This is a genomic window from Listeria sp. PSOL-1, from assembly GCF_902806445.1.
Classification (GTDB): domain Bacteria; phylum Bacillota; class Bacilli; order Lactobacillales; family Listeriaceae; genus Listeria.
This window is the reverse complement of record NZ_LR760298.1, coordinates 659,140-681,482: the sequence shown is the minus strand read 5'-3', so window position 1 is coordinate 681,482 and position 22,343 is coordinate 659,140. Positions and strand designations below refer to the sequence as shown.

The window sequence follows — 22,343 nt, the reverse complement described above, 5'->3', positions numbered from 1 at the left end:
CGACCATATTTTTTAAGAATAACAACGATTTTAAAAATACGGCCGATTTCCTGCACTGATCTCACATCTTTTATTCCTCAGGCATAGCTTCAATATTAACTCGACGCGGCTTTGAACCTTCATGTGGACCAACAACCCCGCGTTGTTCCATTTCATCAATTAAGCGTGCTGCCCGGTTATAACCGATTCTAAAGCGGCGTTGTAGCATGGAAACAGAAGCGGTTTGCATTTCGACAACGAGTGCCACTGCGTCATGGTATAACTCGTCATCTGTTTCTTCATTGTTATCAGGGAGTTCATCAGGAATCATTTCTTCACTGTACTGGGCTTTTTGTTGTGAAATTGTAAAGTTTACGATATCTTCTACTTCGCTATCTGATAAAAAGGCTCCTTGAATCCGTGTTGGCTTACTCGCTCCAACTGGAAGAAAGAGCATATCCCCACGACCAAGTAATTTTTCGGCTCCACCCATATCTAAAATCGTCCTGGAATCTGTAGCACTTGATACAGCAAATGCAATTCGCGACGGGATGTTTGCTTTAATAACACCAGTAATGACGTCAACAGAAGGCCGCTGTGTCGCAATAATTAAATGAATACCAGCAGCGCGAGCCATTTGTGCAAGTCTTGTAATCGCATCTTCTACATCATTTGAAGCGACCATCATCAAATCAGCTAATTCATCGACAATCACCACGATAAAAGGTAATTCCGATTGTTTTTCTTCATTTTGATCATTATGCTTTCTTATATATTCATTGTAACCTTCCATATTTCTTGTTCCTGTATGTGAAAATAAATCGTAACGTCGCTCCATTTCCGAAACAACTTTTTGTAAAGCTTGAGCTGCTTTTTTAGGATTGGTGACAACTGGCGCAAGTAAATGCGGAATACCATTATAGACATTGAGCTCTACCATTTTAGGATCGATCATCATCATCTTCACTTCATGTGGTTTAGCCCGAAGTAAAATGCTTGTAATAATCCCATTGATACAAACCGATTTACCACTACCTGTAGAACCCGCAACAAGTAAATGCGGCATTTTATTTAGGTGCGCTAAAATGGCATCGCCTGAAATATCACGACCAAGCGCAATTTGCAATGTATCTTCTGGATTGTTTTGTTGATTATTTTCAATCACTTCTCTTAATGTCACCATGGCTACATTTTGGTTAGCCACCTCAATCCCAATGGCTGATTTACCAGGAATTGGCGCTTCAATGCGAATATCTTTTGCAGCAAGTGCAAGTGCAATATCATCACTTAGCGAAACAATCCGACTTACTTTAACACCAATAGCTGGTTGAACTTCATATTTTGTTACAGCAGGCCCAAGATGGACTTGCGTAATCTTTGCTTTTACCCCAAAGCTTTCGAAAGTTTCTTCGAGTTTTTTTGCATTGGACTTAATTTGATCGTATTCCTTGGATTGATCAGTTGGCTTTGCTGCTTTTAAAAGATTAACTGATGGCAACTGGTAAATCTCATTTTCAAAAGTTTCTTGTTCAAATGTTAATTCTTTTGAAGGCTCTTCTTGTTGATCTTCCGTTTCAGGTAGTGCTTCTTTAGAATGAAAATTTGAAATAATAGGTGGTGTTTTTGTTTCTGGCTGTTGATTTTCTTCTAAATCTTTTGGTATTTCTTTTGGTTTAACTTGGCGTTGTTTTGCTGCCTTTTTCAGAGCAGTTTTTGCTTTCCCTTTTTTAGCTAAGGCCTGGCTCTTAGAAAAGAAATGGCTTGTACTTGTTACTAGTTTTTCAGCAAAAGTTCGTAATGCTACGCCTGAAATGAATGAAAGCCCAAATAAAATGAGCAAGACAGCAATGAGTTGTGTACCAATCTTAGCAATAAGAAAGTAACTCGTAGCAGTTAATGCAGCACCAATCATTCCCCCGCCAACAGAAACGATTTGGGATGGATGAATGAGGTTATTTGAAGCAACCTTCCACGTATGTATAAAAACGTGATCTATAAAGCCATATTTAAACATAAAGGAAAGGTGAAACAGCATTGAAAGCCCAAAAAGAGCTAAATAAATTCCCATAAGGCGCTTCGTAAAGAAATTCAGCATCTTGCGTTTGACCACTAAATAACCGCCTAAAAAAACAATCCCTATCAAAAGGAGATAACTTAGACTACCTAAGACAAATTCACCTAGTGCATAAACAATTCGTCCAACAAAACCTAACCTAAAAATACCAATTAGTGCTACAATCGCCATGATTAAACCACTTATTTCAAAACGATAGGTTGTTTTTGGTTTATTTTTACTTTTTCTAGACGTTGTTTTTTTTCGTGTACTCGCTTTTTTTTGTGTTGTTGCCAACTTATTTCCCCCTAGCCTTGCTTTTTACTTGCTTCATTATAGCATAGAAGCTAAACGGTTTGCTCATGCAAAAGTCCTACTGTCAACCTGAGGGTGATAAAACATATATTTTTATTTTTCTGAACTTTAGGTGTGTTTCACTCAAAATCAATGAATGTTACTTCTTTTGAAGGATTTTACCCGTGAGTCGCAACATGCTAGTTTGCTTATTTATCCTTCAAGATCTATTTACCACATTTTTAGGTATCACTTTAAATTCGCTTCTGCTTCGTTTTTTTGAAAATAACAAGCATGATTGAAATGGTCCAAATAATAAAAAATATAGTGATAAGAACAACAGAGATGCCACTTGTCAAAATATTAAACCAACGAAACGCTAAAATTAAACCAAACATAAAGACAAAAACTAATTGCAATTTATAAAGTTCTTTAAAAAACATGGCACCCTCCTTTTACGCTTACATTTTGACCTAATTTTCAAGATACAAATCAACTGTATTTTCTGCTTTTCAATAACCTCTTATTTGATGCTAAGCTTACTTTCTTTTTCCATACTTTCACATCATCATTACAAATGCGGTGTTTTTTTCTTCTTTAATTTCCCACCACGAACTTCCGACATGCTACCGCCAACAGCTAAAAATGCGTCTGGATCAATGTCATCTAAAATCGATTTTAATTTAACCTCTTCAAAGCGAGAAATAATAACAAAGATTACTTTATGTACATCACCTGAATAGCTTCCTGTTGCTTCCAAATATGTAACGCCTTTACCAAGCTGCTCCATGATTTCATAACCAATTTCTTCATAATAATGGCTAATAATAAAAGCACTTTTTGATTCATCAACACCTTGGATGACAATATCAATCACTTTATAGGCTAAAAAATAAGTAATCAGTGAATACATCGCTCGGTCCCAGTTAAATACAAGCCCAGCAATACTAAAAATCGCAATATTGATCGCCATAATAATTTGTCCTGTTGAAAAAGGGGTTTTATCATTAACAAGTAAAGACACAATTTCTGTCCCATCGAGCGCGCCCCCATTCCGGATAACAAGCCCAACACCAAGGCCAAGCGTCACACCACCAAAAACAGTGGCCAAAAGTAAATCATCTGTCACAGGGTCCATATCATGAAGTAATAAGGTCACAGTAGACATGACAGCAATGCCATAAGATGTATAAATGGCAAAAAGTTTACCAATTTTACGATAGCCAATAATAAAAAAAGGAATATTCAAAACAAAGGTAAGGAGGCCAAGCGGAAGAGGTGAAAGCTGTGAAATAATAATGGAGATCCCAACAATACCACCATCTAAAATCTGATTATTCACAAGGAACAACTCAAGGCCCACACCCATAAGCACTGCTCCTAATGTCACCATAATAAATTTATAAATAAGCCACTTTAGCCTTTTATGGCGACTCAATCTCACCTGCTTTAAGGCTTCTTGTTCAATATAATTAAAGTCAACCTGCACATAGATCACCTCCTAATTATTAATGAATCCTCATAAATTATAGCATAGCTACCTTAAAATTTATAGCTTAAGGCAAGCTCTTGCTTGAAAAAAAACGGTTGACTATAGTATAGTAATAGCTGCGCAATGTGGAGAATTTCTACACTTAGAAAGAGTTTTCACATAAAAATAAAATAAAGGTGGTTTAAATCATGGCAGACTATCAAGTGTTGTTATACTACAAATACACGACAATTGATGACCCAGAACAATTTGCAAAGGAACACCTTGAGTTTTGTAACAAATTAGGGTTAAAAGGCAGAATTCTTGTTGCTAAAGAAGGAATTAATGGAACTTTATCTGGCATTTTAAGCAATACAAAAATTTATATGGAAAAAATGCACGAAGACTCACGCTTTCGCGACATGGTTTTTAAAATAGACGAAGCTTCTCAACATGCTTTCCAAAAAATGTATGTTCGCCCTCGTTCTGAAATCGTTTCATTACATTTAGAAAATGATATAAACCCCTTAGAAGTGACTGGAACTTACATGGAACCTGAAGAGTTTAGAGCAGCCTTAGAAGATGAAAATACGGTGATCTTAGATGCTCGAAATGACTACGAATTTGATTTGGGGCATTTTCGTGGAGCTATTCGACCAGATATTAAAGCCTTTCGCGAGCTACCAAACTGGGTTCATAAGCATAAAGAACAACTAAAAAACAAAAAAATTGTCACCTATTGCACTGGTGGCATTCGTTGTGAAAAGTTTTCCGGTTGGTTAAAAACAGTTGGCTTTGAAGATGTTTCTCAGCTTCATGGCGGTATCGCTACTTATGGGAAAAATGAAAAGACAAAAGGCGAACTCTGGGATGGTAGGATGTATGTCTTTGATGAACGCATTTCTGTTCCAATCAATCAAGTAGAACATCATATTGTTGGAAAAGATTATTTTGATGGGACGCCTTGTGAACAATATATTAACTGTGCTAATCCTTATTGTAACAAGCAAATTCTTGCCTCACCAGAGAATACTGAAAAATACTTGCACAGTTGTTCTTATGAATGCCGTACGCATCCAGAAAACCTTTATATCAAAAAACAACAATTTTCAAAAAAGGAATTAGCTAACCGCTTGGAAGCAATTGGTGAAACGCTTCCTGAGACCATTAGTTAATAACGTTTCATCCTATATACAAGTAAAAGGAGACAGGTAATCATTCATTACTCGTCTCCTTTTACTTTTTCTACTTTATCCAAGAATAGACTGTTCATCTTTCAAATTCTCGGCGTGCTCTAATTTGCTAATTGTTTTATATCGACCGCGCGTGCGTCACAAAAGTCTTTCAAATCACCACGCACAATAAGTGGAGCATTTTGAAGTTCGTCCAAACTTGTTGCATCAAATAAAACAAATAATGCTTTAAGCGCTTCTTTATATTGCTCAAGTAAGTGGATTGTCATTTGTTTGCCAAAATTTTTATAAAAATAGAATAGGTACCCAGCCATACCTGCACTTTTTGCCCCTAAACGAAACGACTTAACCATATCAAGTGGCGTTCTGATGCCACCGGAAGCCAAAATTTCCAGCTTATTATTTCCTTGTAGTCGTCGCAAATCAAGTAACGATTCTGGTGTCGTTAAACCAAAATCATACAGGAAATCATACGCATGATCGCGTCGGCGTTCATTTTCAACTTGAATGAAATTAGTACCACCTCTCCCGCTGACATCAACCGTTTTTACACCAACTTCTGCAAGTTTTGCAACCGTTTCACAGCTCATGCCAAACCCTACTTCTTTCACAACAACAGGGATATCGAGCTTTGTGACATATTGTTCAATTCGCCGTAACCAGTTCGAAAACTCACGATCCCCTTCTACCATAACAAGTTCTTGTGCGGGATTAAGATGAATTTGCAGCAAGTTGGCATCCACCATTTTTATAGCTTCCATTCCAAGATCAATAGGAATCGCTGGGCTAAGATTAGCAAATATTTTGCCATCTGGATTTTTTTCGCGAACAATTTCATAACTATCTCGAACGCTTGGGTTTTTAAGAGCAGCTGACTGTGAACCAACTGCCATTCCCACGCCTACTTCACGTGCAATTTCAGCAAAATCAGCATTGATTTGCTTTGTACGTTCACTACCGCCTGTCATCGCATTAATATAAAAGGGATACGCAAATTCTATCCCGGAAAAAGTAGTATTTAAATGCACGTCATCCACCCCGCAGCTTGGAAGTGAAGTCCCTATTAAATCTAGATCTTTAAAAGCGCTCTCTTTATCCACTTCAAATTGCTGATAGGAAAGTGCTAGATGCTCATCTTTACGACGTGCGCGCAGTAAATCATCCTCTTTATCCATCATATCCTCCCTTGCACGCTTTTTATAGATATTTTGCTAAATTTTTAAACCATTGTTCTTTTTCCTGTGCTTCTGGTTGATACACCTTGCCATCACATAATAAAATAATACCATGAAACACTTGAATATCATCATCACAACTTTCACAATACTCGACTTCTTCCTCATTCCAAGCAGCGAACAAAACTTCTTTTTTTAAGCGATGTTTAGGATATGTCTTAATGAGAATATTCGTAAGTTCATTATATTTTTGAAACGCTTCTTCTTTCATCTGAAAAGCATAGTCTGCTTCAATGGTTTCTTGCCAATTCTCAAAAAACCACCACGGCTCATATTCACCTTTTGTTTGAATAACTTGCCACTTCATTTTCCCATCTCCTGCTCTTAAAACTGCTATTATTATAGCACATCCTAAACCAAAGTAAATTTTTGAAACTTATCGCAAAAAAGGCTACACTGTTTATTAAAGACATCTTATTAAAGGAAGAGGATGAGAGAAAATGACAGTCCAAACGGCTATTTTGCGTATAACCGGTTTAGTTCAAGGTGTAGGATTTCGCTATTCAACAAAACAAGTGGCTTATAAATATGATATCAGTGGTACCGTTAAAAACCTAGAAGATGGATCTGTTGAAATTTATGCGCGTGCTGAAGAAAAAAAACTTGAACAATTTATTGAAATAATAAAAAAAGGCCCTTCTCCAGCTTGCCGGATTGAGCACGTCTATATTTATATGGGAGCGCCTGTTGAAGCTAGAAAAACATTTGATATTATCTATTAAATTTCGACTTGAATTCCTTAGCCGTTTGAATTATAGTTAATGGGTAATTAATTCTTTAACAGAAGGGAGCCTGCTTTTATTGATCATCTTATTCCAAATGTTTTTTGAACCGGAATATCTTTCGATGACCGTTACGCTTCTTCTAATGTTGTCTTTGTTCCGGTTTTGGCCTGCTATTAGTTTCTTAAAACCGACAATGTTACTGCATACAGAAGCCATTTGTCTTTCCAGGGTTTCACTTTTGTATATTAAATTAAAACATGTCATACTCAATAATTTTATTCTTAGCTGGCTTGTTATTACTTTTAAGAAAAATCAATTTGATGATGAAGAAGACAGTTGTTCTTTTTACTAAAAAGGAATTTATTTTAGTTAGTAGGAGGAACAAAAATATTGAAGAAAAAAAATCTTATTTTAATTGCCATACTTGTTATTTCACTAGGTGTCCTTTCAGGTTGTGGGCTTGATCCGTCACAAAACTCAGATGGCTTTTTTAACGTTTATTTAATCCAACCATTTACCACGTTTATTAAATTTGTCGCTTCTTTCTTTGGCGACAATTATGGCATTGCAATCATCATTACAACGCTTATTATTCGCGCAATTATCTTGCCGCTAAATTTAAGAACAGCTAAAGCACAAATGACAATGCAATCAAAAATGGCCGTTGCCAAACCTGAAATTGATGACATTCAAGCACGGCTAAAACGGGCAACTACAAAAGAAGAACAAACATCCATTCAACAAGAAATGGTCACCGTTTATAAAAAATATGATATTAATCCAATGCAGATGGGCTGCTTACCAATTATTATTCAAATGCCTATTTTAATGGCGTTTTATTACGCGATTCGTAGTTCTTCTGAAATTGCTAGCCATAACTTCTTATGGTTTAGCCTTGGTCATCCAGATACCATTTTGGCAGTTATTGCTGGTCTTGTTTATTTAGGTCAATATTTTGTAACAATGATTGGTTACACACCTGAACAAAAAAAGCAAATGCAAATCATTGGTTTAATTAGCCCAGCAATGATTTTATTCATTTCATTCTCTGCCCCTTCAGCTTTAGCACTTTATTGGGCTGTTGGTGGAATTTTCCTTGCTGGCCAAACTTGGCTATCGAAAAAGCTTTATATGAATAAACACCCCGAGGTAAAAGAAATGGAAAAACAAGAAAAAGAATTTGAAAAAATCGTGAATGAGCATAAAAAATAAAAGCACCAAGTCTAACACATCATACGATTCAGCCCTATTTCTCAAGAAAATATGATTTAAAAAATAAAGCATAGATGCTAATCTCGAACACGACAAATCGAGCGAAAGCGTTTGTATTTAAGCAGTTTGCCAGACTCTGATAAACTGCTTAAATGCGAGCGCTTGTCGCCGATTTATTTTGTGTATATCACTTTTTTATTTACTATTTCCTTCAATTAAGGGTAGTGTAATTGTAATTGTTGTCCCTTTAGTAGGCTCACTAGTTGCTCGAATGGTTCCTAAATAACCTTCGACTAACTGTTTAGCAATCGCAAGACCTAGACCGTTTCCTCCTTTTTCGCGACTTCTTGCTTTATCCACGCGGTAAAAACGGTTAAAGACTTTATCGATTTCATCTTCTGAAATGCCAACGCCATAGTCGCGAATGGCCACACGAATTTGGTCCTTATCACGATAAAGGTGAAGGTCTACTTCTTTTGAATCACCGGAATATTTAACTGCATTGTCCATAATAATGATTAAAAGCTGCTCCAAATGATTATGCTGAATCATTGCTTTTAAATCGCTGCCATCTTCTTTTAAAGTAAACAGAAAATCTTCGTACATCACTTCAAAATTACGCCTCACCTGTTCAACCGTATCATTTACACTAGTGATCTGTAATTCTTTTGTTTGAGAAACTTGTTCTGCTCGTGAAAGATCTAACATTTCTTGGACAAGGTGTTTCATGCGATCTAGTTCAGTCAATGAAGCTTTTAAAGATTCATCTAGAACTTCAGGGTCATTTTTTCCCCATCGGTTTAAAAGATTGAGATGTCCTTCCATAATTTGCACAGGTGTTCTAAGTTCATGAGAGGCGTCCTCAACAAATTGCTTTTGCTGTTCAAAACTTGTTTCAATTCGCGACATCATCTCATTAAAAACCGTTGTCAATTCGCCAATTTCATCGCGTGAATTGTTTGTTGCCTCAATTCGCTTTTGAAAACCATTTTTGCGAATGGCATTCATCGTCCGCGCTAGATTGGTTAGTGGCTTCAAAAAGTTTTGCGCAAGTAGATACCCCAACATACCACTGATAAACAAAGCTACAGCGCCTAAAATAAACATGGTCACAAGTAATTTGTTCATCATTTTATTATAACTCGTGAGTGGATTGATCACTTGTACATAGCCAACAACTGTTAAATTATCGCTATTAGAAATGATTGGGCTTTGGGAAACGATCATTTTTTGACCGTCAATCGTGGGTTTTATCGTTTCAATTACATTTGTATCTGCAATAAAGTATTTACTATAATCTTTCACACCGATATCATGGTATTGTGGATAATAATAGTTATTAATTCTTTGGTCTTTTTTATCATAGAGTACAATAACCTGATCTTGCATGCGCTGATTGATTGCCTTAGAATCATCCATAACACCTTTATTCAGCTCGTCATTACTAATATTTCCACTTTTTAAAACCTCATTCGATGCAGTCGCCACAAGTAAAGAATTTGCTTTTTGTTCCTCTTCGTTAAGTAACATTTTACTGATTCCTTGATAGATAGCAAACGAAAATAAGAAAAACGTTAAAAAAATCGCCGCACTTGCACCAAAAGTCCATTTAAATTTTAACGAACGGCTTCTAAGTGAAAAGGTGCTTGTTGGAGACGGGGACGGAGTGGTCATGTACGCATCACATAGCCCGTGCCACGGACAGTCTGAATGTAGCTTTCTTCATCAGGATGATCAATCTTATTGCGTAAATAACGGACATAAACATCAACGACATTGGTTTCTACTTCTGTCTCGTAGCCCCAAACTTTATTTAGCAACACTTCTCTTGTCAGCACAATATTAATATTTTCCATTAAAGTCAGTAAAAGTTCGTATTCACGTTTTGTTAAATCAATCACTTCTTCACCTCGGCGAACGATACGGCTTTCTTTTTCAACGACAAGGTCACGATATTCTAATGTCGTTTGTTTGGCAGTATGTTCAGCGTTCTCAACGCGACGAAGCAAAGAACGAAGGCGAGCAAGTAATTCTTCAATTGCAAAAGGTTTAACGATATAATCATCTGCACCATGATCTAATCCTGAAACACGATCAATGACTGAATCACGTGCTGTAATCATAATAATTGGCGTTTGTTTGGATTGTCGTACGCGACGACAAACTTCTACACCATTTAAATTTGGGAGCATCAAATCTAATAAAATAGCATCCCAATCTTCATTTAATGCTAAATCAAGACCAGTACGGCCATCATTTGCCACACTTGTTTCATAATTCTCATGTTGTAATTCTAGCTCAATAAAGCGTGCAAGATTTTTTTCATCTTCCACGATCAATATTCTATTCATCTTGTTAACCTCTCTTTCGGCTATGCTTACTACTATTGTATCGAACTTTTTGCTAAAAACAACTAATATTTCCCTTTATGATAACTTTTTCCCGTAAAATTTAGCAATTTTTCATTTTAAACAAGGAAAAGCGCATCTGGAAACTCAGATACGCTTTCTTTTTTTATTCTTCAATTTCAGGCCATTCTGTATGGAAAACACCTGGTTTATCTACGCGTTCATACGTGTGTGCACCAAAATAGTCACGTTGCGCTTGAATAAGATTAGCTGGTAAAACTTGCGAACGGTAGCTATCGTAGTAACTGATTGCAGCGGTAAATGTTGGAACTGGAATACCTGCTTTAACAGCCTCTGAAGTTACTTCGCGAAGTGCTGCTTGGTAATTGTGAGCAATATCTTTAAAATAAGGGTCAAGTAGTAAGTTCTTCAAATTTGGATCATGGTTATAAGCGTCTGTAATCTTTTGCAAGAAGCGAGCGCGTATAATACAACCTGCTCGGAAAATCTTAGCAATTTCACCGTATCCTAAATCCCAATTATATTCATCACTTGCTGCTCGCATCTGTGCAAAACCTTGTGCATAAGAAGCAATTTTACTGAAATAAAGGGCGCGGCGAACAGATTCAATAAATGCTTTCTTATCACCTGTAAAGCGATAATTATCTGGGCCATGAAGAACCTTGCTTGCTTCCACGCGTTCATCTTTTAATGCAGAAATGAAGCGCGCAAAAACAGATTCTGTAATTAAAGAAAGTGGTACGCCTAAATCAAGTGCACTTTGGCTCGTCCATTTCCCTGTCCCTTTTTGGCCAGCTTTATCTAAAATAACATCAACAATTGGCTTACCTGTTTCATCATCTTTAACGGTCAAAATATTTTTCGTGATTTCGATTAAGTAGCTATCTAGCTCGCCTTCATTCCATTCAGCAAATACTTCAGCTAATTCATCATGACTTAACCCAACAATATCACGCAAAATTGTATAGGCCTCAGCAATAAGCTGCATATCTCCGTATTCAATTCCGTTATGAACCATTTTAACATAATGACCTGCACCATCTGGACCAATGTAAGTCACACAAGGCTCACCGTCAGCAACAGCTGCGATTTCACGCAAAATAGGCGCAACTAAATCATATGCTTTTCGCTGACCACCAGGCATAATTGATGGGCCTTTAAGCGCGCCTTCTTCTCCCCCAGAAACACCTGTCCCAATGAAATTAAATCCTTCATCGCTTAACTGTTTATTGCGGCGAATGGTATCTTTAAAGAAAGCATTCCCACCGTCAATCAAAATATCTCCCTGATCAAGAAAAGCCTTCACAGCTTTAATCATCATATCCGTTGCTTCTCCTGCTTTAACCATAATTAAAATACGACGAGGAGTTTCAAGTGAGGCAACAAATTCTTCTAAACTATACGTTGGCACTAATTTTTTATCTTGGTGCTCTTCCATGACCATTTTTGTTTTCTCACTTGAACGATTAAAAATGGATACAGTATGACCGCGACTTTCAATATTGAGTGCTAAGTTGCGCCCCATGACACCCATTCCAATTACGCCAATTTCTTGTTTTGCCATTTGCAATAAACTTCCCTTCCACGATTGATTTCCAAACCAATTTTTATTTTCAAACGAGTACCTAAAATGTATCAACATTCATTACTATACCAAAGAAATGCCACTCAAGCAACGGATCTAAACCAAAATGCAGGACTTTCTGGCCTAAAATGTTGCTGTGATCCTATCACTTGTTGCCCCGATAATCAGTTGCTTTACAAGTTCTGCCAAATCAATAAGCGATTGTTCTGTGATCGTTTCTGCATGTGAATGCTCATTTTGATAACCGCAAGAAAGCAAACAAGTCACAAAGCCACGTTCATTCAATACATTTGCATCGCTACCGCCATCTAACTTTAATTCAGTCGCTGTTAAATGGCTATTTTTTATACCTGCTTTTAAAAGATGGAGTACTTGATGATTTGGCTCAATACGGTAACCATGGTAAGTGACTCGTGTATCAGCTTCAATATCAGCATTATATTTCGTTCCTGCTGCATAAAAAGCCTCTTTAATATCCTCAACAAAAGGAAGTAGTTCGCTTAAAGTCCGCGGTGCAAAAAGGCATGTTCGCGCCTTAACAAGTTCATAACTTGCTTCCTGGCTTCCTTCAAACTGGTCAAACAAAAAAGTAATATCACGTGGTAACTTTTGCAACTTTACTTGATGAATGACGGAGCGCACAATATTAATAGCTGAAACATTACTTTCAGCAAAATTTTGACTTACTTGAAAGTCTAAAACAATATGCGTTTTACTTTCAGGATAATAACTACCAACATCCCCTGGCGCATCTAATGTATAACCAAAATGGGCATGTAGTAATTCTGTATCAAACATCTTTATTCCAGCCATGCCCTCTTCCTCGCGTGTTGTAAATAGCCATTCTGTTTCCCCGTGAGGCTCATTTGTTGTCGATAGAAAATCCATAACAGCAAGCATAGCAGCAACGCCTGCTTTATCATCAGCTCCTAGAAAACCAGCACTCGCAGAATATGTGCCATTTTCATAGTTAAATACTAGCTTTTCTTCATTTTCTTTTTGATCGAGATGCGCATTGAAAAACAGTGTTTGATAATTTGCAGCTGTTTCTGGGATGCGAACAAGAATGCCACCTTCATTTTGACTTATAATTTCTAATTGTTTATTTTGGCAAAAGGCAACGATATAATCTATCATTTTTTGTTCTCGCCGCGGAGGTGCATAAAATGATAACATATCTTCAAAATAGTTGCTAACTTGTGTTTTCATTGTTATTCCTACTTTCAAAGGAAAAATTTTTAGCTTCATTTTTTAAGAAATACTTGAAGTTTTTTTAAGACATGGGTAAAATAAAAGTAACTAATTGCATTTTGAAGGGAGCTATTTTTTCAAATGTCTAACAAAAGGTTTGTTCGTTTTGTTGTTATGTTAATGTTAATTGCTATTGTCTTATCGAGTATCATGACGGGATTCTTAATATTCTTTTAGTTTAATATGTATCTTTAGAAAAGCTAGTACTCTGTTTAGAGCGCTGGCTTTTTTGTGTAAAAAAAAGAGCAGCACTGAAAGCAGCACTACCCAAAAACATTTAGGGAGTTTAGGGGTATAGGTCTCGGTGTGATTATTTCATTTCCCCATCCTTGTTTTTTTAAACATTTTTAATAAATTGGTGTATTTTCTTCGGTCATTCCTTCAACAATTTCTTTAATTCTACTTAAAAAGCGTCCTGCAAGTAAGCCATCTAAAATACGATGATCAATTGATAAACACAGGTTAATCATATCGCGCACAGCAATCATGTCATCAATAATAACTGGACGTTTAACAATCGTTTCTACTTGTAAAATAGCTGCTTGCGGGTGATTGATAATTCCCATAGACTGGACTGAACCAAACGAACCGGTACTATTGACAGTAAATGTCCCACCTGCCATATCTTCTTGTGTTAATTTATTTGAGCGCGCTTTATTAGCAAGTTCGTTAATTTCACGTGCAATGCCTTTGACTGATTTTTCATCAGCATTTTTAATGACTGGAACATAAAGTAAGTCATTTGCAGCAACAGCAATAGATAGATTGATATTTTTATGCTCGATAATCTTGTCATTTGCCCATGTACTATTTAGTTCTTTGAATTCTTTAAGCGCTTGGGCAACTGCTTTAATAAAGAATGCAAAGTAAGTTAAGCTATAGCCTTCTTCTTTCTTGAAGCGATCTTTCATTCGATCACGATATTTTACTAAATTTGTTACATCTGCTTCAACCATCATCCAGGCGTGAGGAATTTCTTGCTTACTTGCTACCATATGTTGAGCAATTGCTTTTCTAACACCATTTACAGGGATTTCACGGTCACCACTTGTTGTTTTAGAAGACGAGGGTAGAACGTTTGCTTGTGGCACTGTTTTTTCTTCGGATCCTACTTTTTGGTTGCCGCCTTCCATATATTTCAAGACATCTTTTCGTGTAATGCGGCCACTTGATCCAGTACCAGTAACATTTGCTAAGTCAATTTGATTTTCATTTGCCAAGTGAAGAACAGCTGGTGAAAATCGTGCGCCTCGAGCTTCTTGTTTTGCTTCTTTTCGTGAAACAGTTTGCTGGACTGCTTTTTCTTCAGGTTTAGAGACGCTTTCTTCTTTTTCTGGTTTTTCTTCTTCAGCCTGAGAAGCTGTTTCTTCATTTGTTTCAATGGTACAAATCACTTCACCAACTTCAAGTGTCTCATCTTCTTTAGCAATGATTTCCTTTATTGTGCCACCAAATGATGAAGGGATTTCTGCAGTTACCTTATCTGTTAATACTTCTGCGATTGGATCGTATTTTTCAACTTTTTGGCCGGGTTCCACAAGCCAAGCACTAATCGTTCCCTCTGTTACACTTTCACCTAACTTTGGCATCGTTATTTTTTCTAAAGCCACTGATTTTCACTCCTTTACGTAGTACATATGTTTAAAATTCTGCTAATTCACGCATAGCTTTTTGAACTTCTTCTGGATTAATCATAAAGAATTTTTCCATCATAGGTGAAAATGGCATTGCTGGTGAGTCTGGTCCAGCAAGACGAGCAATGGGTGCATCGAGATCAAACAAACAATTTTCAGCAATGATTGCACTGACTTCACCAATAATGCTTCCTTGTAAATTATCTTCAGTAACAAGTAGTACTTTTCCCGTTTTTTTGGCTGCTTCGATAATGGCTTCTTTGTCCAGTGGATAGATCGTTCGAAGGTCCAGGATATGAGCTTCAATCCCCTCACTAGATAGTTTTTCAGCTGCTTGCTTGGCAAATTCTACGGCTAAACCATACGTGATAACAGTAATGTCATCCCCTTCACGAACAATGTTTGCTTTCCCGATTGGAACTGTATAGTCAGTTTCTGGAACTTCGCCTTTTAAAAGCCGATATGCCCGTTTGTGTTCAAAAAATAAAACAGGATCATTATCACGAATAGCCGCCTTAAGTAATCCTTTTGCATCGTAAGGGTTACTTGGAATCACAATTTTTAAGCCAGGTTGACCAAAAAATACTTTTTCGAGAGATTGTGAATGATAAAGAGCACCATGCACACCACCACCAAACGGAGCGCGAATCACAAGAGGGCAGCTCCAATCATTGTTTGAACGATAGCGAATGCGAGCTGCTTCTGAGATGATTTGGTTAACAGCTGGCATGATAAAATCGGCAAACTGCATCTCAGCAACAGGCCGGTAACCGTACATTGCAGCACCAATCCCAACTCCAGCAATTGCTGATTCAGCAAGCGGGGCATCGATGACACGACTTTCACCAAACTGATCATAAAGACCGACTGTTGCTTTAAATACGCCACCTTTTTTGCCAACATCTTCACCGATAATAAATACTTTTCCATCGCGTTCCATCTCTTCACGGAGCGCTTCTGTAATTGCTTCAATATATGAAATAACAGCCATGAATTATTCCTCCCCACTTTCTTCATAAACAAAACGAAGCGCTGATTCAGGCTCGGGATAAGGTGCTTTTTCAGCATAATCCGTTGCTTCATTCACTTCTTGCGCAATGTCTTTCTCAAATTGCGCTACATCTTCTGTCGTGAGAAATCCTTCATCCAGCAATTGTCGTTCAAAAATTTTAAGAGGATCACTGGCCTTTTCTGCCTCTACTTCTTCGCGTGTTCGGTAGCTTCGATCATCATCATCAGAGGAATGTGGTGTAAAACGATAAGAAACTGCTTCAATTAACGTTGGACCTTCGCCTTTTCTTGCACGATCAGTTGCTTCTTTAAATGCTAAATAAACTTCGGCAAGATTTTTCCCATCCACACGGGCACCTGGAATGCCGTATCCTAACGCACGGTCAGATAGTTTTGCTGCTGCATATTGTTTTTCTGCTGGCACACTAATGGCATATTTATTATTATGAATAACAAAGACAACTGGCAATTTATGGACACTTGCAAAGTTAATTCCTTCGTGAAAGTCACCTTGATTAGATGAGCCTTCACCAGTTGATGCGTAAGAAACAATAGGATCTCCTGCAAGTTTTGCTGCTAAACCAATCCCTGCTGCATGAGGGAATTGTGTCGTCACTGGTGAACTCTGCGTAACAATCCGGTTTTTTTTATCTCCAAAATGAGCGGGCATTTGTCTTCCACCAGAGTTAGGATCTTCAGCTTTTGCAAAAGCTGAGAGCATAATCTCTTTTGCTGTCATCCCAAAGGCAAGTACTATTGCTAAATCCCGATAATAAGGCAAACAATAATCTTTTTGTAAGTCAAAAGCGAATGCTGCCCCTATTTGAGCGATTTCTTGACCTTGTCCTGAGATCGTAAATGGAATTTTCCCCGAACGGTTTAAAAGCCAAAGACGTTCGTCAAGCCGCCTTGCAAGAAGTGCTACTTTATACATTTCTTGCAATTTTTCTTTGGATAAGAGTGTATCTTTTAAAGCCATTTTTTATTTCCTCCTAGTTTGAAACAGTTTAAAGCGCTTATCATCCATGAATTTGATTACCATCGACAGCAAGAGCTGCTTCAGCAAAAGCTTCTGATAAGGTTGGATGTGGGTGAATGGTTTCACCTATTTCAAATGGCGTGGCATCAAGAACTTGGGCAAGTGCTGCCTCACTAATCATATCCGTTACATGAGGCCCAATCATGGATACACCAACCAAGTCATCTGTATTCTTATCCGCTACAATTTTAACGAAACCATCCGACTCACCAAATACAAGTGCTTTCCCAATTCCTCGGAAAAAGAATTTCCCTGATTTCGTTTCTGTTCCTAGTTTTTTTGCTTGTTCAGCTGTTCTTCCAACGCTTGCAATTTCAGGCGTCGTATAGATACAGCGTGGAACTAAATCATAATTTAGTGGTTCTACCTTGCCACCAGTAATATGATTGACAGCAAGAACCCCTTCATGCATGGCTACGTGAGCAAGCTGTAACGTTGGAATGCAGTCACCAATTGCAAAAATATGTGTTTCTTTGGTTTGATAAAATTCATTCACTTGGATAAAACCTTTTTCAACAACAATCTCTGTATTTTCAAGTCCAATATTAGAGACAGTGGCTGTTCTCCCAACAGAAACAAGCATTTTTTCTGCAGAGAATTCTTGTTTTTCACCTTTTACAGTTGCTGAAATGGTTACACTAGCTTCATCTTTTATTAATGAATCTGCGATCACTTCAGCACTTGTAACCATTTTGATTTTCTTTTTCTTAAAAAGACGTGTAAGTTCTTTTGAAATTTCTGCGTCTTCAGTTGGAATGACTCGATCAGCATATTCTAAAACAGTAACTTGAACGCCGAAATCATGCAGCATCGAGGCCCATTCCATCCCAATTACACCACCGCCAACGATCAAAATTGACTTCGGTAGGCTTTCCATTTGTAGCGCTCCATCTGATGAGAAAACAATTTTTTCATCAAGCTCAAGGCCAGGAAGCGACCTTGGTTTAGAGCCTGTTGCAATAATTAAATTTTTAGGGATTAACATTTCATTTTCTGAACCATCTTCATATTCAACAGAAATCGTACCTGCTGTAGGTGAAAAAATGGATGGTCCAAGGATTCTACCTGTTCCGGCATATAAATCAATTTTCCCTTGTTTAAAAAGTTGATGAATCCCATTCTCAAGTTGGCTAACGATTTGTTCTTTGCGCTTTTGCGCTTGTAAAAAATTAAACGTTGGAGAAGCAACCTCAACACCGAATTCAGCAGCTTTTTTTACAGTTTGGAATACTTCTGCTGAGCGAAGTAATGCTTTACTTGGTATACAACCACGGTGTAAGCAAGTTCCTCCTAATTTATCTTTTTCGACAACTGCCACTTTTAAGCCTTTTTTTGCAGCAGAGATCGCCGCAACGTAGCCTCCCGTTCCTCCCCCGAGTACAACCACATCATATTCTTTTGCCATATGAAAAGCCTCCTTTATTGATAAATTTTCTCTTTTTCAAGTCCTGCTAAAACACGCTGGACGCCACCATTCAATGCTTCAAGCTCATCTTCCCCTGGCTCAATCGCAACAGGTGCAATCCAAGAAATATTTTTTTCAATCTCATGCATAAACTGTTCACTACGAGCAAGTCCGCCCGTTAAGATAATAGCATCAATGTTTCCTTGAAGAACTGTCGCATAAGAACCTATTTCCTTAGCGATTTGATAGGCCATTGCTTGAAAAATCAATTCAGCATAAGCGTTACCAGAAGCGATCATTTTTAAAACAACCCGCATATCATTGGTATCTAAATAAGAAATCATGCCACCTTGCCCAACGATTTGCTTATATAGGTCAGATTTTGAAACCTCTTCGCTAAAACAAGCGGAAAGAAAACTCCCAAGAGGTAAACTACCGCTTCGTTCAGGACTAAATGGCCCCTCGCCGTCTAACGCATTATTCACATCAACAACTTTTCCATTTAAGTGAGCAGCAACAGAAATTCCGCCGCCAAGATGCGCTACGATAAAACGGCTTTCTTCATATTTTTTATCTAGTTTAGCCGCTATTTTTCGCGCTGTAGCTTTATGATTTAAAGCATGAAAAATACTTTTTCGTTCATAGTTTTTATGGCCTGTTATTCTAGCGATGGGTTGCATTTCATCAACGACTACAGGATCGACAATAAATGCAGGGAGATGGCCTAGCGATTCACTTAAATCTTGTGCAATCAAAGCTCCTAAATTTGAAGCATGTTCCCCGCACACTGCATCTGCTAAATCTTGTATCATTTGTTCATTGATCCGGTATGTACCGCCAGACATTGGATGAAGAAGTCCTCCGCGTCCAACAATGGCATCAAGTTTTTCAAACGTAAAATGGTGTGTCAAAAGCACGTGCTCCACAACCTTTTTTCTAAAAGAAAGCTGATCGATAACACGCTCAAAGCTTTGAAGTTCTTCCTTTAAATGACGAACTTCCTCTTCAAAAAGTAGTGTGTATCCTTGATAAACCGCCACTTTTGTCGATGTTGATCCTGGATTAATTGTAAGAACTGTGAATTCCATCATTTTCCCTCCAGCTTATCTGATAATTTATGAAGCAGTACCATTGTAACACGTGACATTTGATAGAGAAAAAGGCTTTGCTCTAAAGTAACGATTTGCTAATCATTCTGCTAGTTAAAAATAATGATGCGAGTTTATTTTCAGCAGAATCACTACGAGATGAAATCACAATAGGTACTTTAGCGCCAATAATGCTACTTCCCACTTTAGCATGGGCACAATAAACCAGTGTTTTATAAAGAACATTACCGGTTTCGATATTTGGGACGATAAGAATATCAGCATCGCCTGCTACGCTATCCGTTATTCCTTTATGCCTCGCTGCTTCTTTTGAAATGGCTGCATCCATAGCAAGTGGGCCAGAAACAGCTACTTTTTGGCCACTTTTTATGAAATACGTAACAAGTTTTTCAGCATCCATAGTCGAAGGCATTTTCGCAGTAGGAGTTTCGACAGCCGATAAAAAAGCGACCTTAGGGCAAGAGATCCCAAGTGCATGTGCTGCTGAAATAGCATTCTGTGTGATTTGTTTTTTCGCTTCAAAATCAGGTGCAATATTCATCGCCGCATCTGTTATTAAAAGCGGCTTATGATAAGATGGGATTTCAAAAAGAGCAATTTGTGATAATAAAGAATCTGTTCGCAAATGATTTTCCTTCAACAATACATGATGAAGAAGGGTTGCTGTTTTAACAAAGCCTTTCATTAGAATGTCCGCTTTCTTGCTTGTGATAGCTTCTACTGCTTTTTTTACAGCCTCTTGCTCGTCTGCTACTTGGATACAAGTCACTTTATCTTTTAAATCGCTCAGGTCAAGTGGTTCTGTGCTAACTAATAAAAACTTCCCTAGATTTTGTGCTACAGCTAGCCGAACTGTTTTTAAAATAACGGGATCACAAGCGCCCGCAACGACATAGGTCAACTGTTCTATAGGTTCATGCCCATCAAAAAATGATTTTCTGTTCATAAAAACGCTCCCTTCTTTCACAGCAAAAATAGCATATCAAAATTAGCAGTTGTTTTTATGACCAGGTAATAATTTATTCCTTTATCATTTTAAGCAAAAAAGTTTCGATATGCAAGCATTTTTTAATTTTTATTTTGTTTTATTTTCGCAGCAAGATCTAGCATTTCTTTGGCGTGGCTTTTGGCTAGTTCAGTAATTTCTGATCCAGCAATCATTCGTCCAATTTCAACTTCACGATCAGCACCAATTAAAACATCTACAGAAGTCTTTGTTCGCTTTCCAATAACCTCTTTTGTAATATAAAAATGATAATCAGCCATTGCTGCTACTTGTGGTAAATGTGAAATACAAAGAACTTGCGAACCAACTGAAACCGTGTAGATCTTCTCCGCAATAGCTTGTGCCACTCGCCCGCTTACACCAGTATCAACCTCATCAAAAATAATTGATGTGATTCCTTGGTGTTTAGAAAAAATACTTTTTAGCGCTAGCATCATTCTTGAAAGTTCTCCACCAGAAGCTACTTTGGCAAGTGGTTTTAATGGCTCTCCTGGATTCGTTGACATATGAAAAGCAACCTGGTCATAGCCATCTTTTCCTAACTGCTTAGTTTTTTCAAATTCAACTTTAAAAATGGCTTTATCCATGTAAAGTTGGTTTAATTCTTCCTTGATCTGTTTTTCCAGAAGAGTTGCTGCTTTTTTTCGACATAACGACAGTTTTTCAGCCATTTGTTCTGCCTCAGCTTTTAACTGATCACACTTAGCTTCTAATTCAGTAACATGCGATTCACTATCTGCCAGCTGGTCAATTTCTGATTGAATTTCTGTATGATAGGCCATGATATTTTCAATGGTTTTCCCGTATTTTCGTTTTAACTGGCTCATTTCAGCCAGCCGATTTTCAATGCGATTTAATTCATCTGGTTGAAATTCCATCCGTTCAAGCGCTTGACGAATCTCAGTTACAGCATCTTCTAACATATAGTAACTGGAAGAAACAGCTTCACTTACTTCTTCGTAATCGCTTGAAATCTCCTTTGCTACTTCAAGTTGTCGCATAGCTTCCCCAATGAAAGTAAGTCCACCTTGTTCTTTTTCAAGTGCTTGATAGGCCCCAGATAAATTTTCATTTAGCTTTTCAAAGTTTGCTAAAGTGTTTTTTTGTGCATTCAAGTCCTCTTCCTCACCTAGCACTAACTGAGCCGCTTCAATTTCTTGATGTTGAAACCGCAACATATCAAGTCGCTGGGCAAGTTCCTGCTCATTTTTTGTCCAATTTTGCAACTCTTGGTCAGCTTCCTGCCATTTATGAAAAAGTGTTTGATATTCTTGCTTTAGCTTTCCAATTTCCGCTACACTGAAGCGGTCAAGTAAATTCAGATGAAATTCATCATGAAGTAATTCTTGATGCTCATGTTGACTGTGAATATCAATCAAACGACTTCCTAAATCCCGCAACAAAACAGTTGTCACTAATTTTCCGTTTACGCGACAACTATTTTTTCCAGTTTTATATAAAATTCGTTCTAATACGATCATCTTATCAGAGCTATCAATGCCATTTTCTAAAAGCCAGTCACTTATTTTCTGATCTTCATCAGATAAAGCAAATAAAGCTTGAAGTTCAAGACTTTCAGCACCATGACGGATGAGCTGACTTGAACCTCTCCCACCAACAAGAAGTCCTAGTGCGTCAATGATAATCGATTTCCCAGCACCTGTTTCACCAGTTAAAACAGTCATTCCCTCTTCAAAAGAAAGCTCCAGTGATTCAATGATCGCAAAGTTTTTTATCGTTAATTCTTGAAGCAAAATTTATTCCTCCTTCTT

Annotated in this window: 20 protein-coding genes; 4 read left to right on the top strand and 16 right to left on the bottom strand. The window is 37.6% G+C overall.

Going from position 1 to position 22,343, the window contains the following annotated elements; translation table 11 throughout:
* Positions 1–70 precede the first annotated feature (70 nt).
* From G6Q10_RS03405 to G6Q10_RS03395, 3 genes are all read right to left on the bottom strand, one after another.
* Positions 71–2,329, bottom strand: coding sequence for an FtsK/SpoIIIE family DNA translocase (locus tag G6Q10_RS03405; RefSeq protein ID WP_232057784.1), 2,259 nt, complete (start codon positions 2,327–2,329; stop codon positions 71–73).
* A gap of 251 nt (positions 2,330–2,580) precedes the next feature.
* Positions 2,581–2,769, bottom strand: a complete 189-nt coding sequence (locus G6Q10_RS03400; protein ID WP_163652873.1) for a hypothetical protein — start codon at positions 2,767–2,769, stop codon at positions 2,581–2,583.
* Between the two features lie 128 nt (positions 2,770–2,897).
* Positions 2,898–3,824, bottom strand: a complete 927-nt coding sequence (locus G6Q10_RS03395; protein WP_163652870.1) for a YitT family protein — start codon at positions 3,822–3,824, stop codon at positions 2,898–2,900.
* Between the two features lie 182 nt (positions 3,825–4,006).
* Here G6Q10_RS03395 and G6Q10_RS03390 point away from each other — a divergent pair, with 182 nt between their 5' ends.
* A complete protein-coding gene (locus G6Q10_RS03390; protein ID WP_163652867.1) occupies positions 4,007–4,972 on the top strand; it encodes an oxygen-dependent tRNA uridine(34) hydroxylase TrhO in 966 nt (321 codons plus the stop codon).
* 119 nt (positions 4,973–5,091) lie between these two features.
* Here the strand turns inward: G6Q10_RS03390 and fni are convergent, their stop codons facing one another.
* Both fni and G6Q10_RS03380 read right to left on the bottom strand, forming a co-directional pair.
* Positions 5,092–6,165 (bottom strand): type 2 isopentenyl-diphosphate Delta-isomerase, encoded by a 1,074-nt coding sequence (gene fni, locus G6Q10_RS03385; protein ID WP_163655692.1) that lies wholly within the window; start codon positions 6,163–6,165, stop codon positions 5,092–5,094.
* Positions 6,166–6,187: 22 nt separating this feature from the next.
* Positions 6,188–6,532: a DUF1033 family protein gene (locus G6Q10_RS03380; protein ID WP_163652864.1), complete on the bottom strand. Its 345-nt coding sequence runs from the start codon at positions 6,530–6,532 to the stop codon at positions 6,188–6,190.
* A 133-nt stretch (positions 6,533–6,665) separates the two neighbouring features.
* On the opposite strand from G6Q10_RS03380, the gene G6Q10_RS03375 reads away from it, so the two are divergent.
* Positions 6,666–6,947: an acylphosphatase gene (locus tag G6Q10_RS03375; RefSeq protein WP_163652861.1), complete on the top strand. Its 282-nt coding sequence runs from the start codon at positions 6,666–6,668 to the stop codon at positions 6,945–6,947.
* Between the two features lie 393 nt (positions 6,948–7,340).
* The gene (gene yidC, locus G6Q10_RS03370) at positions 7,341–8,162 is read left to right on the top strand and encodes a membrane protein insertase YidC (RefSeq protein WP_163652858.1); all 822 of its coding nucleotides are present in this window, start codon (positions 7,341–7,343) and stop codon (positions 8,160–8,162) included.
* A 195-nt stretch (positions 8,163–8,357) separates the two neighbouring features.
* Here the strand turns inward: yidC and G6Q10_RS03365 are convergent, their stop codons facing one another.
* The 4 genes from G6Q10_RS03365 to G6Q10_RS03350 all read right to left on the bottom strand — a co-directional run bounded on the left by G6Q10_RS03365 (position 8,358) and on the right by G6Q10_RS03350 (position 13,325).
* Positions 8,358–9,836, bottom strand: coding sequence for a HAMP domain-containing sensor histidine kinase (locus G6Q10_RS03365; RefSeq protein ID WP_163652855.1), 1,479 nt, complete (start codon positions 9,834–9,836; stop codon positions 8,358–8,360).
* Positions 9,833–10,513: a response regulator transcription factor gene (locus G6Q10_RS03360; protein ID WP_163652852.1), complete on the bottom strand. Its 681-nt coding sequence runs from the start codon at positions 10,511–10,513 to the stop codon at positions 9,833–9,835. Before G6Q10_RS03360 ends, G6Q10_RS03365 begins: the two co-directional genes overlap by 4 nt.
* A 163-nt stretch (positions 10,514–10,676) precedes the next feature.
* Positions 10,677–12,095 (bottom strand): NADP-dependent phosphogluconate dehydrogenase, encoded by a 1,419-nt coding sequence (gene gndA / locus G6Q10_RS03355; protein WP_163652849.1) that lies wholly within the window; start codon positions 12,093–12,095, stop codon positions 10,677–10,679.
* A 144-nt stretch (positions 12,096–12,239) separates the two neighbouring features.
* Entirely contained in the window at positions 12,240–13,325 is a 1,086-nt protein-coding gene (locus tag G6Q10_RS03350; RefSeq protein WP_163652846.1) for a M20/M25/M40 family metallo-hydrolase, read from the bottom strand.
* Between the two features lie 123 nt (positions 13,326–13,448).
* Between G6Q10_RS03350 and prli42 the strand changes: the two genes are divergently transcribed.
* A complete protein-coding gene (gene prli42, locus G6Q10_RS10145) occupies positions 13,449–13,544 on the top strand; it encodes a stressosome-associated protein Prli42 (protein ID WP_163652841.1) in 96 nt (31 codons plus the stop codon).
* 170 nt (positions 13,545–13,714) lie between these two features.
* On the opposite strand, the gene G6Q10_RS03340 is transcribed toward prli42, so the two are convergent.
* The 7 genes from G6Q10_RS03340 to recN all read right to left on the bottom strand — a co-directional run bounded on the left by G6Q10_RS03340 (position 13,715) and on the right by recN (position 22,325).
* The gene (locus G6Q10_RS03340; protein WP_163652838.1) at positions 13,715–14,977 is read right to left on the bottom strand and encodes a dihydrolipoamide acetyltransferase family protein; all 1,263 of its coding nucleotides are present in this window, start codon (positions 14,975–14,977) and stop codon (positions 13,715–13,717) included.
* Positions 14,978–15,008: 31 nt separating this feature from the next.
* Positions 15,009–15,992 (bottom strand): alpha-ketoacid dehydrogenase subunit beta, encoded by a 984-nt coding sequence (locus tag G6Q10_RS03335; RefSeq protein WP_163652835.1) that lies wholly within the window; start codon positions 15,990–15,992, stop codon positions 15,009–15,011.
* 3 nt (positions 15,993–15,995) lie between these two features.
* On the bottom strand, positions 15,996–16,991 hold the full coding sequence (locus tag G6Q10_RS03330) for a thiamine pyrophosphate-dependent dehydrogenase E1 component subunit alpha (RefSeq protein WP_163652832.1): 996 nt from the start codon (positions 16,989–16,991) through the stop codon (positions 15,996–15,998).
* 40 nt (positions 16,992–17,031) lie between these two features.
* A complete protein-coding gene (gene lpdA, locus G6Q10_RS03325) occupies positions 17,032–18,456 on the bottom strand; it encodes a dihydrolipoyl dehydrogenase (RefSeq protein ID WP_163652831.1) in 1,425 nt (474 codons plus the stop codon).
* 14 nt (positions 18,457–18,470) lie between these two features.
* Positions 18,471–19,544: a butyrate kinase gene (buk, locus tag G6Q10_RS03320; RefSeq protein ID WP_163652829.1), complete on the bottom strand. Its 1,074-nt coding sequence runs from the start codon at positions 19,542–19,544 to the stop codon at positions 18,471–18,473.
* 82 nt (positions 19,545–19,626) lie between these two features.
* Complete coding sequence (locus tag G6Q10_RS03315) at positions 19,627–20,511, bottom strand: phosphate acyltransferase (RefSeq protein WP_163652827.1); 885 nt, start codon at positions 20,509–20,511, stop codon at positions 19,627–19,629.
* Positions 20,512–20,633: 122 nt separating this feature from the next.
* The gene (gene recN, locus G6Q10_RS03310; protein ID WP_163652825.1) at positions 20,634–22,325 is read right to left on the bottom strand and encodes a DNA repair protein RecN; all 1,692 of its coding nucleotides are present in this window, start codon (positions 22,323–22,325) and stop codon (positions 20,634–20,636) included.
* Positions 22,326–22,343 lie beyond the last annotated feature (18 nt).